The 15218-nt window shown below is 61.1% G+C and carries 17 protein-coding genes; 13 read left to right on the forward strand and 4 right to left on the reverse strand.

The features are described from left to right. Positions 1-18: 18 nt before the first annotated feature. The 12 genes from ctaD (at position 19) to rnhA (ending at position 9176) form a co-directional block, all read left to right on the forward strand. Positions 19-1707, forward strand: coding sequence for a cytochrome c oxidase subunit I (gene ctaD / locus C6558_RS04280; RefSeq protein ID WP_025426172.1), 1689 nt, complete (start codon positions 19-21; stop codon positions 1705-1707). Between the two features lie 98 nt (positions 1708-1805). Next, entirely contained in the window at positions 1806-2762 is a 957-nt protein-coding gene (locus C6558_RS04285; protein ID WP_025426173.1) for a heme o synthase, read from the forward strand. Then, a complete protein-coding gene (locus C6558_RS04290; protein WP_025426174.1) occupies positions 2762-2902 on the forward strand; it encodes a hypothetical protein in 141 nt (46 codons plus the stop codon). Before C6558_RS04285 ends, C6558_RS04290 begins: the two co-directional genes overlap by 1 nt. 12 nt (positions 2903-2914) lie before the next feature. Next, a complete protein-coding gene (locus C6558_RS04295) occupies positions 2915-3514 on the forward strand; it encodes a cytochrome c oxidase assembly protein (RefSeq protein WP_025426175.1) in 600 nt (199 codons plus the stop codon). A gap of 64 nt (positions 3515-3578) precedes the next feature. After that, positions 3579-4457, forward strand: a complete 879-nt coding sequence (locus C6558_RS04300; protein WP_025426176.1) for a cytochrome c oxidase subunit 3 — start codon at positions 3579-3581, stop codon at positions 4455-4457. Between the two features lie 99 nt (positions 4458-4556). Beyond that, positions 4557-5051, forward strand: a complete 495-nt coding sequence (locus tag C6558_RS04305; protein WP_057211512.1) for a murein L,D-transpeptidase family protein — start codon at positions 4557-4559, stop codon at positions 5049-5051. Beyond that, positions 5048-5431: a DUF983 domain-containing protein gene (locus C6558_RS04310; RefSeq protein WP_025426178.1), complete on the forward strand. Its 384-nt coding sequence runs from the start codon at positions 5048-5050 to the stop codon at positions 5429-5431. The genes C6558_RS04305 and C6558_RS04310 overlap by 4 nt, the downstream gene beginning before the upstream one ends. Continuing rightward, the gene (locus tag C6558_RS04315; protein ID WP_025426179.1) at positions 5424-6167 is read left to right on the forward strand and encodes an SURF1 family protein; all 744 of its coding nucleotides are present in this window, start codon (positions 5424-5426) and stop codon (positions 6165-6167) included. Before C6558_RS04310 ends, C6558_RS04315 begins: the two co-directional genes overlap by 8 nt. A 154-nt stretch (positions 6168-6321) precedes the next feature. Then, positions 6322-6687 (forward strand): DUF1304 domain-containing protein, encoded by a 366-nt coding sequence (locus C6558_RS04320; protein WP_025426180.1) that lies wholly within the window; start codon positions 6322-6324, stop codon positions 6685-6687. Positions 6688-6690: 3 nt separating this feature from the next. Continuing rightward, positions 6691-7698: a 4-hydroxy-3-methylbut-2-enyl diphosphate reductase gene (gene ispH / locus C6558_RS04325; protein WP_025426181.1), complete on the forward strand. Its 1008-nt coding sequence runs from the start codon at positions 6691-6693 to the stop codon at positions 7696-7698. Positions 7699-7734: 36 nt separating this feature from the next. After that, positions 7735-8715, forward strand: a complete 981-nt coding sequence (locus C6558_RS04330) for a homoserine kinase (RefSeq protein WP_025426182.1) — start codon at positions 7735-7737, stop codon at positions 8713-8715. Beyond that, on the forward strand, positions 8712-9176 hold the full coding sequence (rnhA, locus tag C6558_RS04335; protein ID WP_025426183.1) for a ribonuclease HI: 465 nt from the start codon (positions 8712-8714) through the stop codon (positions 9174-9176). The genes C6558_RS04330 and rnhA overlap by 4 nt, the downstream gene beginning before the upstream one ends. Before the next feature lie 46 nt (positions 9177-9222). On the opposite strand, the gene C6558_RS04340 is transcribed toward rnhA, so the two are convergent. After that, on the reverse strand, positions 9223-9708 hold the full coding sequence (locus C6558_RS04340; protein ID WP_025426184.1) for a peroxiredoxin: 486 nt from the start codon (positions 9706-9708) through the stop codon (positions 9223-9225). 139 nt (positions 9709-9847) lie between these two features. Beyond that, the gene (locus C6558_RS04345) at positions 9848-10696 is read right to left on the reverse strand and encodes a protein-disulfide reductase DsbD domain-containing protein (protein WP_025426185.1); all 849 of its coding nucleotides are present in this window, start codon (positions 10694-10696) and stop codon (positions 9848-9850) included. 181 nt (positions 10697-10877) lie between these two features. On the opposite strand from C6558_RS04345, the gene C6558_RS04350 reads away from it, so the two are divergent. Then, complete coding sequence (locus C6558_RS04350; RefSeq protein WP_371412230.1) at positions 10878-11471, forward strand: YqgE/AlgH family protein; 594 nt, start codon at positions 10878-10880, stop codon at positions 11469-11471. A gap of 117 nt (positions 11472-11588) precedes the next feature. Here the strand turns inward: C6558_RS04350 and C6558_RS04355 are convergent, their stop codons facing one another. Then, on the reverse strand, positions 11589-14495 hold the full coding sequence (locus tag C6558_RS04355; RefSeq protein WP_025426187.1) for an EAL domain-containing protein: 2907 nt from the start codon (positions 14493-14495) through the stop codon (positions 11589-11591). Beyond that, complete coding sequence (locus C6558_RS04360) at positions 14495-15106, reverse strand: GNAT family N-acetyltransferase (RefSeq protein WP_025426188.1); 612 nt, start codon at positions 15104-15106, stop codon at positions 14495-14497. Before C6558_RS04360 ends, C6558_RS04355 begins: the two co-directional genes overlap by 1 nt. Positions 15107-15218 lie beyond the last annotated feature (112 nt).

Below are 15218 nucleotides of genomic sequence, written 5' to 3' on the forward strand. Positions count from 1 at the left end.
GGAAGGGGAGCTCGACCCATGGCTGGAACAGCCGCTCATCACGACCAACGCCATGATCACTCCGATCATGGTCACGCAGACCACGCGCACAAGCCGTTGACCTTCTTTCAGCGCTGGTTTCTGTCAACCAACCACAAGGACATCGGCACGCTCTACCTGATCTTCGCGATCATCGCGGGCATCATCGGCGGCACGCTGTCGGTGTTCATGCGCGCCGAGCTGCAGGAACCGGGCATCCAGATCTTCCACGGTCTGGCGCAGATGGTTTACGGCTTCGAGGGCGATGCTGCCATCGACGGCGGCAAGCACATGTTCAACGTGTTCACGACCGCGCACGCGCTCATCATGATCTTCTTCATGGTCATGCCGGCGCTGATCGGGGGCTTCGCCAACTGGATGGTTCCGATCATGATCGGCGCGCCGGACATGGCGTTCCCGCGCATGAACAACATCTCCTTCTGGCTGATCATTCCGGCCTTTCTGCTGGTTCTGCTTTCGATGTTCGTCGAAGGTCCGGCAGGCGCCTATGGTGCGGGGGGCGGATGGACGATCTATCCACCATTCTCGACATCAGGCATGCCCGGGCCGGCGATGGATCTTGTGATCCTTGGCCTGCACATCGCCGGTGCCTCGTCGATCCTCGGCGCGATCAACTTCATCACCACGATCCTGAACATGCGCGCTCCGGGCATGACGCTGCACAAGATGCCGCTGTTTGCCTGGTCGGTTCTGATCACCGCCTTCCTGCTTCTGCTCTCGCTGCCGGTTCTGGCAGGTGGCATCACCATGCTGCTGACCGACCGCAACTTCGGCACGGCCTTCTTCGCGCCTGAAGGCGGCGGCGACCCGATCCTGTTCCAGCACCTGTTCTGGTTCTTCGGTCACCCGGAAGTGTACATCCTGATCCTGCCGGGCTTCGGCATCGTCAGCCACATCGTTTCCACCTTCTCGCGTAAGCCGATCTTCGGCTACCTCGGCATGGCCTACGCCATGGTCGCGATCGGCGCCGTCGGCTTCATCGTGTGGGCGCACCACATGTACACCGTCGGCATGTCGCTCGACACGCAGCGTTACTTCGTCTTCGCGACGATGGTTATCGCTGTTCCGACCGGCGTGAAGATCTTCTCGTGGATCGCGACGATGTGGGGTGGTTCGATCCGCTTCACGACCCCGATGGTCTGGGCGATCGGCTTCATCTTCCTGTTCACCGTCGGTGGTGTCACGGGCGTTCAGCTCGCCAACGCCGGTCTCGACCGTTCGCTGCACGACACCTACTACGTGGTTGCTCACTTCCACTACGTTCTGTCGCTCGGCGCCGTGTTCGCGATCTTCGCTGCCTGGTACTACTGGTTCCCGAAGATGACCGGCTACATGTACTCCGAGTTCCTCGGCAAGCTGCACTTCTGGGTCATGTTCATCGGTGTGAACTTGATCTTCTTCCCGCAGCACTTCCTGGGTCTCGCCGGCATGCCGCGCCGCTACATCGACTATCCGGATGCCTATGCCGGCTGGAACATGGTGTCGTCCTACGGCTCGTACATCGCAGCCGTCGGCGTGCTGATCTTCCTCTTCTGTGTCGCTGAAGCCTTCGCAAAGAAGCGCGTCGCTGGCGACAATCCGTGGGGCGAGGGTGCGAACACGCTGGAATGGCAGCTGTCTTCGCCGCCGCCGTTCCACCAGTGGGAACAACTCCCGCGCATCAAGTGATGGGAAAGAAACAGAAGCCGCCGATCCCGGCGGCTTCACCCCGCCGGAGAACCGGCAAAAGACGGCCCGTATGGGCAAAAGACGATCAAGGACGAGACATGACGGTCATCGACAATCACGAAGCAGTTGGCAGGGGTGGTGCACCGCGCCTGTCCGAGGCCTCTGCACGCGATTATTTCGAGCTTCTGAAACCCCGCGTCATGTCGCTCGTTGTGTTCACTGCGCTTGCAGGCCTCGTGCTTGCACCCGGACATATCAATCCCTTCATTGGTTTCATCGCCATCCTGTGCATCGCTGTTGGCGCCGGCGCCTCAGGCGCGCTCAATATGTGGTATGACGCCGACATCGACGCGGTCATGACCCGCACGGCCAAGCGCCCGATCCCTGCAGGCAAGATCCTGCCCGAGGAAGCCCTCGCCTTCGGCCTGACGCTCTCCGCCTTTTCCGTGATCATCCTCGGGCTCGCCGTCAATTGGCTCGCAGCCGGGTTGCTCGCCTTCACCATCTTCTTCTACGCCGTCATCTATACGATGTGGCTCAAGCGCTCGACGCCGCAGAACATCGTCATCGGCGGTGCTGCCGGTGCCTTCCCGCCGATGATCGGCTGGGCGTGCGTGACCGGCGGCGTATCGGTGGAAAGCATCGTCCTGTTCCTCATCACCTTCCTGTGGACGCCAGCGCATTTCTGGGCGCTGGCGCTGTTCAAGATGGGCGACTACGGCGCCGTCGGCGTGCCGATGCTGCCCAACGTCTGCGGCCAGGCAACCACCAAGAAGCAGATCGTCATCTATGCAGTCCTGACGGCCCTGATCGGCATCTGTCCCACCTTGCTCGGTTTTGCGAGCATCGGGTATGGCGCGGTTGCAGCGGCACTAGGCCTGGGCTTCGTTTGGTATTCGATCGGCGTGCTGCGCATGCCTGAGGCGGATGAGCGCATGCTGCCCGCCAAGAAGCTTTTCGCCTTCTCGATCATGTATCTGTTCGTGATCTTCTCCGCCCTGATGGCGGATCACCTGATCGTCAATATCTGGCTGAATGCCGGGAGTGTTGCCTGATGGAAACCGTCAAGCTGAACGAAGCCCAGAAGAAGTCCCGCCGCGGCCGCAACATTGCGCTCGGTATCGTGCTGGCTGGCCTGGTCGTCCTCTTTTACGTCGTCACGCTGATCAAGTTCGGCAACGGCATGGTCAACTGAGGGAAGCGCGATATGACGACCTCTCAGGACCCTCAGCAGAAGCAGCGCTCCAACGGCGCTATCGTCGGTACTTGCATTGCCTTCGTCGTCGGCATGACCGGCATGGCCTATGCGGCCGTGCCGCTCTATGACATGTTCTGCCGCGTCACCGGCTATAACGGCACGACGCAGCGCGTCGAGCAGGCATCGGATGTCATTCTCGACGAAAAGGTCAAGGTGACCTTCGACGCCAATACCTCCGGCGGCCTGCCGTGGGAGTTCAGGCCGGTTCAACGCGACATCGATGTGCGGATCGGCGAGACGGTACAGGTGATGTACCGCGCCAAGAACCTTTCGTCGAAGCCGACGACCGGGCAGGCGACGTTCAACGTCACGCCGATGCAGGCCGGTGCCTATTTCAACAAGGTTCAATGCTTCTGCTTTACCGAGACAACACTGCAGCCGGGAGAGGAGATGGAGATGCCGGTGGTATTCTTCGTCGATCCGGACATGGTCAAGGCGGTAGAGACCAAGGACATCAAGACACTGACACTTTCCTACACCTTCTACCCACGCGAGCCGTCGAAGCCGGTCGCACAGGTGAAGACGGGCGAAACTGAGAACAAACTTTGACTGGAGGCCCGTTTCGGCTATGCCGAAAGGGCGACAAGAGAAAGACCTATCGGGGATTACTGACATGGCCGATGCACATCAGAAGAATCACGACTACCACATCATCGACCCGAGCCCCTGGCCGTTGCTTGCCTCGATCGGCGCATTCGTCATGGCGTTCGGCGGTGTCGGCTACATGCGCTATCTCTCGGGCGGCTCCTTCAAGCTGTTCGGCGCTGACCTTGCCAATCCGTGGGTCTTCTTCATCGGCCTCACAGTCGTTCTCTACACCATGTACGGCTGGTGGTCGGACACGGTGAAGGAAGCGCACGAGGGTCACCACACCCGCGTCGTCTCGCTGCACCTGCGCTACGGCATGATCATGTTCATCGCTTCGGAAGTGATGTTCTTCGTCGCCTGGTTCTGGGCCTACTTCGACGCCAGCCTGTTCCCGGGCGAAGCCATTCAGGCAACCCGCGCCGCCTTCACCGGTGGTGTCTGGCCGCCGAAGGGCATCGAGGTTCTCGACCCCTGGCATCTGCCGCTCTACAACACCGTCATCCTGCTGCTTTCCGGCACGACGGTCACCTGGGCGCACCACGCACTGCTCCACAACGACCGCAAGGGCCTCGTCTACGGCCTGTCGCTGACGGTCGTGCTCGGCGTGCTGTTTTCCTACGTCCAGGCCTACGAATACGCTCACGCTCCGTTCGCCTTCAAGGACTCGATCTACGGCGCGACCTTCTTCATGGCGACCGGCTTCCACGGCTTCCACGTTCTCGTTGGTACGATCTTCCTGCTCGTCTGCCTGCTGCGCGCGCTGCGTGGCGACTTCACGCCGAAGCAGCACTTCGGCTTCGAAGCGGCGGCCTGGTACTGGCACTTCGTTGACGTCGTCTGGCTGTTCCTCTTCTTCTCCATCTACATCTGGGGTGGTTGGGGCGCGCCGGTCGCTCACATGTAAGAAGATTTGAGCGCAAGCTCTTCTCGATAAGGCGGCTGCGACCATGCAGCCGCCTTATTTTTTGTTTGCATTACGGCGGAATCGATGGGGCGAGCCGACATGAATATTCGCGTGGCTGCGGTGACGACGGCCTGGCTTCTGGCAGGATGCTTTTCAGCCTCTGCCGGCGATCCGGCCGACCGCGTGGTGGTGCACAAGGAGAAGCGCATCCTGCAGCTCTACCGGGGTGGAGAGATGCTGCGCCAGTATTCGGTCGCTCTTGGCGGCAATCCCATCGGTCACAAGGAACGCGAAGGTGACCGGCGAACGCCGGAAGGCCTCTATGTCCTCGATTGGCGCAACGACAAGAGCGGCTATCACCTGTCGATGCACGTCTCCTATCCGAGACCCGAGGATATCAAGGCAGCGGCAGCTAAGGGCGTCGACCCCGGTGGCATGATCATGATCCACGGCCAGCGCAATTATTTCGGCTGGCTGGCGTTTATGACGCAGATGTTCGATTGGACGGACGGCTGCATTGCGGTTACGAATGCCGAAATGGATGAAATCTGGGACCTGGTTCCCAACAACACCCCGATCGAGATCAATCCGTGAGTGACGACAAAGCCCTCTATCCGCCGGTCGACCCGGTCATGGCAGGTATCAAAGGCCATTGCCCGCGATGCGGCCAGGGAAAGCTGTTCGATGGGTTCCTGACGGTAAAGCCCGCCTGCGCCAGCTGCGATCTCGACTATCGTTTCGCCGATTCCGGCGATGGTCCTGTCGTCTTCGTCATCCTGATTGTCGGCTTCATCGTCGTCGGTGCGGCACTGTGGATGGAGGTAAACCTCAATCCACCGCTCTGGCTGCATTTCCTGCTCTGGATACCGCTGGCGATCGTGCTCAGCCTCGGCCTGACGCGCATGCTGAAGGGCATCCTTATCAACCTGCAGTATCGCAACAACGCGCGGCCCGGCGAGATCGACCGTGGCTGAGATCGAGACCAGGAAGAAGGGCAGCCTTGTTGCGCGCCTCGGCGCATTCGCCGTGCTCGCTATCGTCTTCGCCATCCTCATTTCGCTCGGCACCTGGCAGATGCAGCGGCTGCACTGGAAAGAGGGCCTGCTTCAAGCGATCGCTGAACGGCGGTCGGCGCCACCGGTGACGCTTGCCGAGGTCGAAAAGATTTCAGCCGAAGGCGGCGATATCGATTATCGCACCGTCAATGTTTCCGGCACCTTCGACCACAGCAAGGAGCGGCACTTCTTCGCGACCTACAACGGTCGCACCGGCTACTATGTCTTTACGCCGCTGAATATCGAGGACGGCCGTGCCTTGTTCGTCAACCGCGGTTTCGTTCCCTTCGAACTGAAGGATTCGTCGACCCGTCTCGCGGGCGAGCTTCCGGCGTCCGTGGCCATCCATGGCCTCGCAAGGCCGAAGCTCGCCGAAAAGCCGTCGTCGCTGGTCCCGGACAATGACCTCGCCAAGAATATCTTTTACTGGAAGGACCTCGACACGATGGCATCTTCGGTCGGGCTTCCCGCCGAGAAGGTCGTACCGTTCTTCGTCGACGCCGATGCTACGCCCAATCCGGGTGGGCTTCCGATCGGCGGCGTTACCCAGTTCGACCTGCCGAACAGCCATCTGCAATACGCGCTGACCTGGTACGGTCTTGCCGGAGCCCTGGTCGTCGTCAGCGGCGTTTTTCTGATGCGGCGCAAGCCATAGGCGGGCCTCTACAGCGCCGCGCGTCTTATTATCGCAAAGGTCGCTGTAGCACTTTGATTTGCTGCATGTTTTTATCCTTAAATCGAATAGGACTTAAGGAAACAAGCTGTAGCGCCGTGCTATCCCTGACCGACGCAGTTGGGGGACATGTGGAATGGGTTTGATATCGACGATCCTGATCGCGCTGACGGCGCTGTTGCATCTCGGTTTTCTCGTGCTGGAGATGTTTCTGTGGACGAGGCCTGAGGGACGTTCGGTGTTCCGCATGACGGTGGAGCAGGCGGAAGCGACCCGGGTGCTCGCCGCCAACCAGGGGCTTTACAACGGCTTTCTCGCGGCTGGTCTTTTCTGGTCTCTTCTGCAGCCGGAGGCGTCATTTGCCTTCGAGTTGAAGGTGTTCTTCCTTGTGTGCGTGATCGTTGCCGCTATATATGGCGCGTGGTCCGTCAAGCCGCGCATCCTGTTGATCCAGGGCGGCCCGGCGATTGCAGCCCTTGTTTTCGTTCTACTGGCATCCTGATCCATGGCATCATCCGCGGCAAAATCCCCGATCACCATTCGCCTTTGCGGGCCGCGCGGTTTCTGCGCCGGCGTCGACCGGGCGATCCAGATCGTCGTCCTGGCGCTGAAGGAATTCGGCGCGCCGGTCTATGTTCGCCACGAGATCGTGCATAATCGTTATGTGGTCGAAGGGCTGGAAGCCAAGGGTGCCATTTTCGTCGAGGAACTCGACGAGATCCCGCCGGAGCATCGCAAGCAGCCGGTGGTGTTTTCCGCCCATGGCGTGCCGAAATCGGTGCCTGCGGATGCCGATACACGCAATCTCTTCTATCTCGACGCCACATGTCCGCTGGTCTCTAAGGTGCACAAGCAGGCGATGCGCCACAACCGGCTGGGCCGCCACGTGGTGCTGATCGGCCATGCCGGTCACCCCGAAGTCATCGGCACCATGGGGCAACTGCCGGAAGGCGCGGTATCGCTCGTCGAGACGATCGAGGATGCGGACGTCTATATGCCGCCGGATCCGGAAAATCTCGGTTTTGTTACCCAGACCACACTCTCCGTCGACGACACTGCCGGGGTCATCAAGCGGCTGCATGAGCGCTTCCCCAATCTGACTGCGCCGGCTGCGGACTCGATCTGCTATGCCACCACCAACCGCCAGGAAGCGGTCAAGCAGGCGGCACCCGGCTGCGATCTGTTCCTGGTTGTCGGTGCGCCGAACTCGTCGAACTCCAAGCGCCTGGTCGAAGTGGCGCTGAAAGCCGGCGCGAAAAAGTCCGTTCTCGTGCAGCGGGCAGCGGAAATCGACTGGGATTCGATCGGCGAAATCTCGACCGTCGGCCTGTCTGCCGGCGCATCGGCGCCTGAGGTCATCGTCAACGAGATCATCGAGGCGTTCCGCGAGCGCTACGACGCCGTCGTTGAACTTGCCGACACCGTCGAGGAAAATGAGAACTTCCTCGTCAACCGCGAGATCCGGCACGTGCCGCTGACCGCCGCCGACATGGCCTTCGTCAACGGCGAATAACCCGCATATCTTGCCCGCATTTGAAAGTGAACGACCGTGGCAGTTTACACCGATATCACGGAAGACGACCTGAGCGCCTTTCTCGAGGCCTATGACGTCGGCCAGCTGACGTCCTACAAGGGCATCGCCGAGGGGGTCGAAAACTCCAACTTCCTGCTGCACACGACAAAGGGCGCCTATATCCTCACGCTCTACGAGAAGCGGGTGAACGCAGGTGACCTGCCGTTCTTCCTGGGGCTGATGCATCATCTGGCCGATCGCGGGCTTTCCTGTCCGCTGCCCCTGCCGCGCTCCGACGGCGAACTGCTGGGCGAATTGTCCGGCCGTCCGGCCGCCATGATTTCGTTCCTCGAAGGCATGTGGCTTCGCAAGCCGGAGGCCAAGCATTGCCGCGAGGTCGGCAGGGCGTTGGCTGAGATGCATGTCGCTAGCCAGGGCTTCGACCTGAGGCGCACCAATGCGCTTTCGGTCGGCGGTTGGCGGCCGCTATGGGTCAATTCCGAGGCGCGCGCCGACGAGGTGCAGACCGGCCTTAAGGACGAGATTTCCGCCGAGCTTGCGCATCTCGAGAGCCATTGGCCGAAATCGCTGCCGGATGGTGTCATCCATGCCGATCTGTTCCCCGACAATGTCTTCTTCCTCGGCGACCAGCTTTCCGGCCTGATCGACTTCTATTTCGCCTGCAACGATTATCTCGCCTACGATGTGGCGGTCTGCCTCAACTCGTGGTGCTTCGAAAAGAACGGCTCCTACAATATCACCAAGGGCATGGCGCTGCTTTCGGGTTATGAGAGCGTGCGCAAGCTGACGGCGGATGAGGTCGAAGCCCTGCCGCTGCTCTGCCGCGGTTCGGCACTGCGCTTCTTCCTGACGCGCCTCTACGACTGGCTGATGACGCCGGCCGGCGCCTTGGTGGTGAAGAAGGATCCGCTCGAATATTTGACGAAGATCCGGTTCCACCGGGCGATCGTTTCCAGCGCCGAATACGGCCTCCGGATCGAAGAGACCTCTGCATGAAACACGTTGATATTTTTACGGACGGCGCCTGCTCGGGCAACCCCGGGCCGGGCGGCTGGGGCGCGGTGCTGCGCTACGGCGAGGTGGAAAAGGATATGTGCGGGGGCGAGGCGGAAACGACCAACAACCGCATGGAGCTTCTGGCGGCGATCTCGGCGCTGGATGCGCTGAAGAACGCCTGCGAGGTCGACCTGCATACCGACAGCAAATATGTGATGGACGGCATCTCCAAGTGGATCCACGGCTGGAAGAAAAACGGCTGGAAGACCGCGGACAAGAAGCCGGTGAAGAACGGCGAACTCTGGCAGGCGCTGGACGAGGCCAACCGCCGCCATAAAGTCACCTGGCACTGGGTTAAGGGCCATGCCGGCCATCCGGAAAACGAGCGCGCCGACGAACTCGCCCGCAAGGGCATGGAGCCCTACAAGAAGGGGCGCCGTCCGGATCCTCTCGCAAAATGAAAAACGGGCCGCATGGCCCGTTTTTCATTCGCAGTGACGTCTAAGCCTAGAGCTGCTCCAGCATCGCGGCGGCGCCCGATACGGTCGCCTGGCCCGGGCTTTCCTCAAGATTGAGCGTCTTCACCACGCCGTCTTCGACAAGCATCGAATAACGCTTGGAGCGGACGCCGAGCGTGCCGGCGGACAGATCGATATCCATGCCGAGTGCCTTGGTGAACGCGGCATTCCAGTCCGAGAGAAAGTGGATCTTGCCCATGCCGCCCGACGATGTCGCCCAGGCACCCATGACATGCAGGTCGTTGACGGCAACCACGGCGATATCATCGATACCGCGCGACAGGATCGCGTCACGGTTTTCGAGATAGCCGGGCAGATGGTTGAGCGAGCAGGTGGGGGTAAAGGCGCCCGGCACAGCAAAGAGCACGACGCGCTTGCCCTTGAAAAGCTGTTCGGTCGTCACTTCCACCGGACCATCGGCGGTCTTTTCCTTGAAGGTAGCAGCGGGCAGCTTGTCTCCGACGGCAATGGTCACGGCATTCTCCTTGCGTTGCGCGCATGGCCAGACCGGCGTTCCGGCAGGGCGTTGTCGCGGCTTGAGTTGTGCGTCCGGGTGTCTCCGGCGATTGTTTTTGGACCCAACCGCCTGAAACCGGCAAGACTATAGAGGCGCATCAATCAAAGGCAAGGGTCGTTTCCATGCTGCGCCCGCCGGCGCGCACGGTGAGGATGACCGGCTTTCCCTTCAGCGTCTTATCCTTGCCGGAGAGCCGAACGGGGATCTCGGCCTTTAGCTCCGCACCTTCCGCCTGAGTGATTGCCGGCTTGCCGAAGGAGACGCCTGAGGCGCCGGCAAGAAACAGTTCGCGGTGCTCCTTGCCGGTGTCCGGCGGTAGCTTCAACGAGAGGCGCACCGCTGCCTTGTGCTCGTCATAAACGGCGGTTGTCACCTTGAAATCCTCGGAGGGCGGTTCCGGCAGGGCGGCGACTGCACCGTCGATGCGGGCGGCATCGAGCGGGTTGTCGAAGTCGTCATGCTTGAGCGTCAGATTCAGTTCGCCCTGCACCGGGATGCAGATGTCCTCGCAGATCCCGAGGAACACCGAGGCGCGGATCTTCACGTCTCCCTTGCCGTGCAGGCGCTTCAGCGTCAAGGGGAAGGCGACTGACTTGTCGTAGCCGACATAGCGCACCACCCCGTCGTCGAAGGTCTTGGGCACGGGAAAGCCGATCTTTTCAAGAACGACTCCTTCGGCCGGATCAAGCGTGATCTGCGGGGGAATGCCGCTAGCGCCGGGCTCGCGCCAATAGGTCTTCCAGCCGGGGTTCAGCTTGACCTCGAGCGTCGCCGGGATCGTGCCATCCTTTTGCAATGGCGCGGCAACAATGCGGATCATGCCGCCGGTTGATGTCATCCATTCGCTGGTCGCCGCCTGGGCGCTGGCAGGCAGAAAAAATGCGAGGAGAAGGCTTGCCGTGCCGATGCGCTGGACCATGTTCTGATATGTGGGACGTTTGATCATGGCCAAAGCAATATCGCTTTTGCCGGCAACGCTCCAGACGCCCCTTTGGGCGCGGAGATCATAAATGTTTGATCAAGCAGAACAGGGTAAACGCGGTACGTGCATTATTTGGCGGTCGCGACGTTGAAGCGCTTTTCATTTCGCGACGAATTGGTAGGCTGTCCGCATTATGGCGATACCCATGGCACAGAAGAAACGGGAACGCGGTTTCCTTGACGGTCAGTTCCTGATCGCCATGCCTGGGATGTTTGACACGAATTTTGCCCGCACCGTCATCTTCATCTGCGCCCATTCGGACGACGGCGCCATGGGCTTCATCCTCAACCGGCCGCAGCAGCTGACCTTCCCCGATGTGCTGATGCACCTCGAAATCCTCGACGAGGACGAGGCAATCCGTCTGCCGGCGATGACCCGCGATTTCCAGATTCAGGCGGGCGGCCCGGTCGAGACCGGGCGTGGTTTCGTGCTGCACTCTGACGATTATTTAAGCGATTCCAGCATTCCGGTCAGCGACGATATCTGCCTGACCGCCACGCTCGACATCGTCCGTGCGATCTCGCGCGGGGAGGGGCCGCACCGGGCGACGATGATGCTGGGTTATGCCGGCTGGGGTCCCGGCCAGCTTGAGGCGGAGATCACCCAGAACGGCTGGCTGACCTGCCCGGCGCGCGAAGAGCTGATCTTCGACAAGGCGCTCGGCGACAAATACGATCGCGCTCTGGCATTGATGGGCGTCAGCCCGGCGATGCTGTCGATCGAGGCCGGCCACGCCTGATACCCGGCGCCGGATCCGGCCATGAACTGTAATCCAGATTGCCTCAATCAGATTCGTCCATGAGACATCCGAGGCTGCGTGTATCCGCAGCCTTGCAGTGGCGCACCCTTGTGGAGCTTAAGCCCGTTTCATCAGCGGAAATCGCTCTTTCAACAGCCGCAGGATCGACTCCGAACCGATCGGCGGGCCGAACAGGAAGCTCTGGCCGTAGTCGCAGCCCATCTGTGAAAGCTGGATAGCGTCTTCCTCGGACTCGATACCTTCGGCCACAACCTGCATGTCGAGTTCGCGTGCCATGGTGATCACCGAGCGCAGCAGAATGCCGCGCTTATCGCTCGGGTCTCGCACCAGCGCCTTGTCGATCTTGATCGTATCGAAGGGGAAGCGGGTGAGATAGGAGAGCGACGAGTGGCCCGTGCCGAAGTCGTCGAGCGCCAGCTTCAAGCCGGCTTCCTTCAGCTTCTCAAGCACCAACCGCGCCTGCTCCGGATTCTCCATGACAAGAGATTCGGTCAGCTCCATCTTCACCTTGGCCGGGTCGCAACGGTTCTTGTTCAGCACGGCACGAACGTCGTCATAGAGCTCGTTGTTGAGCAGCTGCGCGCTGGAGAGATTGATCGACACGAAGATCGGCAGATCGCCGGTCTGGATCTGCCATTCCGTGAGGTCGCTGGTCGCCTTGTCGAATGCGAACATGCCGAGCTGGTTGATCAGGTCGGAATTCTCGGCGATCGGGATGAACTCGGTCGGCGAGACATTGCCGCGCTTGGGGTGATCCCAGCGCATCAGCGCCTCGAAACCGGCAATCTCGGCGTCGCTGAGCCGCACGATCGGTTGGTAGACCAGCGACAGTTCCTTGCGCTCGATCGCTCGCTTGAGATCGGCTTCGAGCTGCATGCGATCCGAGCCGGAGGTTCTAAAGGCTGGACGGAAAGGCTCGACGCGGTTGCCGCCTTCCTTCTTGGCGCGGAACATCGCAAGCTCCGCGTCGTCGATCAGGCCGGCAGCGCTCTGCTCCTGGTCGAGCCAGGAGACGAGGCCGATGGACGCGGTGAGGTTGATTTCGCGGTTGCCATAGTTGAGCGGCACCATGATCGCCTTGCTGACCGCGTCGGCGAAATCGGCGACCTTGGCCGGGTCGCGCTCCGACATCAGGATCAGCCCGAACTGGTCGCCGCCGAGGCGCGCGAGCGTGTCTTGCGGGCGCAGCAGCCGGCGCAGCCGGCGCGTCAGTGCGATCAGGATGTTGTCACCGGCGGCAATGCCGAGCAGGTCGTTGACCTGCTTGTAGCGATCGATATCAATCGCCAGAACGGTCGGGCGTGCGGTCGTGGTGTCGGCCATCAGCAGGATGGCCTGCAGGCGGTCGAGGAAGACCTGACGATTGGGAAGGCCGGTCAGATTGTCATGCAGCGCGTTGTGCAGCAGACGTTCGACCGAGTTGCGCTGCTCGGTGATGTCGATGATCGTGCCGACGCAGCGGATGATCTCGCCATTGGCGCCAAGCACCGGGCGGGCGCGGATCGACAGCCAGTGATAATGGCCATCCTCTGCACGTACACGGAATTCGTGGTTGAGCTTGCCGCGGCGGTGTTCGAGCAGGACGTCGAGCGTGGCACGGAAGCGATCGCGGTCATCGGGGTGCAGGCGCGGCAACCAGTTGCGCAAGGGGCCGTGCATCGAGCCCATGGAGAGACCGAGCTGCAGGGAGATATCGGGAATGGTGACGACGCGGTCACGCGCCACATCCCAGTCCCAGACCGTATCGCCGGAACCCGTCAGCGCCAGCGACTGGCGCTCAAGATCGGAGAACAGGCCCTGCTGGTAGGCGCCGCCGGCAAAGGCGTGCTGCATGACGGTGAAGCCGATCAAGAGCACGATCAGGACGAGGCCGCCGCCAAGTGCTGGCTGGACGATGTCGTTTGCCAGCTGGCCGGTGACGGTCAGCCACGCGCCGAACAGCCAGACCAGAATGAGCAGCCAGGCGGGGACCAGCAGGATGGCGCGGTCGTAACGGTTGAAGCCGAGATAGGCGATCAGCACGATCCCGACCGTTGCCGTCAGTGCGAATGAGAGGCGGGCGATACCCGATGCGATTGCCGGATCATAGACCGCAACGCCGAAGAGCAGGCCAAGGCCGAGGATCCAGGCGAGTGTCGCATAACCCAGATGCTGGTGCCAGCGATTGAGGTTGAGATAGGTGAAGAGAAAGATCACCAGGCCTGCCGCGAGGAACACCTCGGTTCCCGCTCGCCATATTCGCTCGTCGCCGGCCGTGACGCTGATGAGCTTGGACAAGAAGCCGAAATCGACGCAGATATAGGCAAGCACCGCCCAGGCGAGTGCTGCCGTTGCCGGCAGCATCGAGGTTCCCTTGACCACGAACAGGATCGTCAGGAACACCGCGAGCAGGCCGGCGATGCCGAGAACGATGCCGCGATAGAGCGTGAAGGCGTTGACCGTGTCCTTGTAGGCGTCCGGTTGCCAGAGGTAGATCTGCGGCAGCTCAGGCGTCGCCAGCTCTGCGACGAAGGTGATGACCGCGCCTGGGTTGAGCGTGATCTGGAAGACGTCCGAATCGTCGCTCGGCAGCCGTTCGAGCGCAAAGCCCTCGCTCGGCGTGATCGACAGCATGCGTTGCGACCCGAGGTCGGGCCAGAAGAGCTTGGAATTCACCAGGCGAAAATGCGGCGCGACGATCACGCGGTCGAGCTGTTCGCCCGAAACGTTGGCGAGCGCGAAAACCGCCCAGTCGCCCTGGTGGTTCTCGGTGCTGGAACGCACTTCGATGCGCCGGACGATACCGTCAGCGCCTGGCGCCGTCGAAACCTGGAAGGCTTCGCTGCGGCCGCTATAGATCTCGGTCGTCGCGGTCAGGTCGAGTGCGGTGTCTTCGCGTGAAATCTTGACCGGCTCAAGAGCATGGGCAATGCCGCTAAAGGCGCAGAACAGCGTCGTGAGAGCGATCAGAAACGCTGCCAGCTTCGAGGCTGACCATGCGAAGGGCGAGCGGGTTAGAGGCATCAAAGGGGCAATTTCCTGTTCGGTACGGCATCATCGGACAGGAGAGAGAAAAGCACATGGTCACGCCATTGCCCGTTAATCCTCAAGTACTGTCTTAAGTAGCCTTCACGCTCAAAACCGGCCTTTTCAAGGAGCCGGATGCTTCTTGAGTTCTCCGGAATACAGGCTGCTTCAATACGGTGCAACTCAAGGCTCGAAAAGATGTAGGGAATCGCAAGCTTGAGGGCGGCAAACATGTGGCCGTGGCCGGCATGACGCTCGCCCATCCAGTAGCCGATCATGCAGTTTTGCCCGGCACCGCGACGGATGTGGCCGATGGTGATCCCGCCGAGCAGGGTCTCCGCGGGCTTGTGGAAAAGAAAAAGCGGTACGGCCTGGCCGGATGCGAATTCCTGCTCATTGCGGATGACGCGGCCGCGAAAGGCGCTTTCCGTCATTTCGTCGGCGCGCCAGGTCGGTTCCCACGGTTCCAGAAAGCCGCGGCTCTCGCTTCGAAGGTGGTACCATTGGCGATAATCGGCGTAACGGGGGAGGCGGAGCAGGTAATCCTGGTTGGCGATCTCGATCGTCTCGGGCTGTCGCGACAGGAACCGAAAAACCGATCGTGTCATATGTGCCTCCGAGGCCTTCCAGTTGAACGCGCGGAAGATCCTTAACCGCCCGGCGCACGGCGCCCTTTGCGCTGTCGCAAATCCGAGCGTTGCACAACTTTGCGCACAAATC

This window comes from Ensifer sp. NM-2 (assembly GCF_003024455.1).
GTDB classification, from domain to species: domain Bacteria; phylum Pseudomonadota; class Alphaproteobacteria; order Rhizobiales; family Rhizobiaceae; genus Ensifer; species Ensifer canadensis.

Excerpts from the sequence above, each read along its gene's own strand:
- C6558_RS04350 (WP_371412230.1), top strand. The coding sequence starts at position 10,878 with ATGGCACAGAAGAAACGGGAACGCGGTTTCCTTGACGGTCAGTTCCTG.
- C6558_RS04305 (WP_057211512.1), top strand. The coding sequence starts at position 4,557 with ATGAATATTCGCGTGGCTGCGGTGACGACGGCCTGGCTTCTGGCAGGA.
- C6558_RS04355 (WP_025426187.1), bottom strand. The coding sequence starts at position 14,495 with ATGCCTCTAACCCGCTCGCCCTTCGCATGGTCAGCCTCGAAGCTGGCA.
- C6558_RS04360 (WP_025426188.1), bottom strand. The coding sequence starts at position 15,106 with ATGACACGATCGGTTTTTCGGTTCCTGTCGCGACAGCCCGAGACGATC.
- C6558_RS04295 (WP_025426175.1), top strand. The coding sequence starts at position 2,915 with ATGACGACCTCTCAGGACCCTCAGCAGAAGCAGCGCTCCAACGGCGCT.
- rnhA (WP_025426183.1), top strand. The coding sequence starts at position 8,712 with ATGAAACACGTTGATATTTTTACGGACGGCGCCTGCTCGGGCAACCCC.
- C6558_RS04290 (WP_025426174.1), top strand. The coding sequence starts at position 2,762 with ATGGAAACCGTCAAGCTGAACGAAGCCCAGAAGAAGTCCCGCCGCGGC.
- C6558_RS04285 (WP_025426173.1), top strand. The coding sequence starts at position 1,806 with ATGACGGTCATCGACAATCACGAAGCAGTTGGCAGGGGTGGTGCACCG.
- ctaD (WP_025426172.1), top strand. The coding sequence starts at position 19 with ATGGCTGGAACAGCCGCTCATCACGACCAACGCCATGATCACTCCGAT.
- C6558_RS04300 (WP_025426176.1), top strand. The coding sequence starts at position 3,579 with ATGGCCGATGCACATCAGAAGAATCACGACTACCACATCATCGACCCG.
- C6558_RS04320 (WP_025426180.1), top strand. The coding sequence starts at position 6,322 with ATGGGTTTGATATCGACGATCCTGATCGCGCTGACGGCGCTGTTGCAT.
- ispH (WP_025426181.1), top strand. The coding sequence starts at position 6,691 with ATGGCATCATCCGCGGCAAAATCCCCGATCACCATTCGCCTTTGCGGG.
- C6558_RS04345 (WP_025426185.1), bottom strand. The coding sequence starts at position 10,696 with ATGATCAAACGTCCCACATATCAGAACATGGTCCAGCGCATCGGCACG.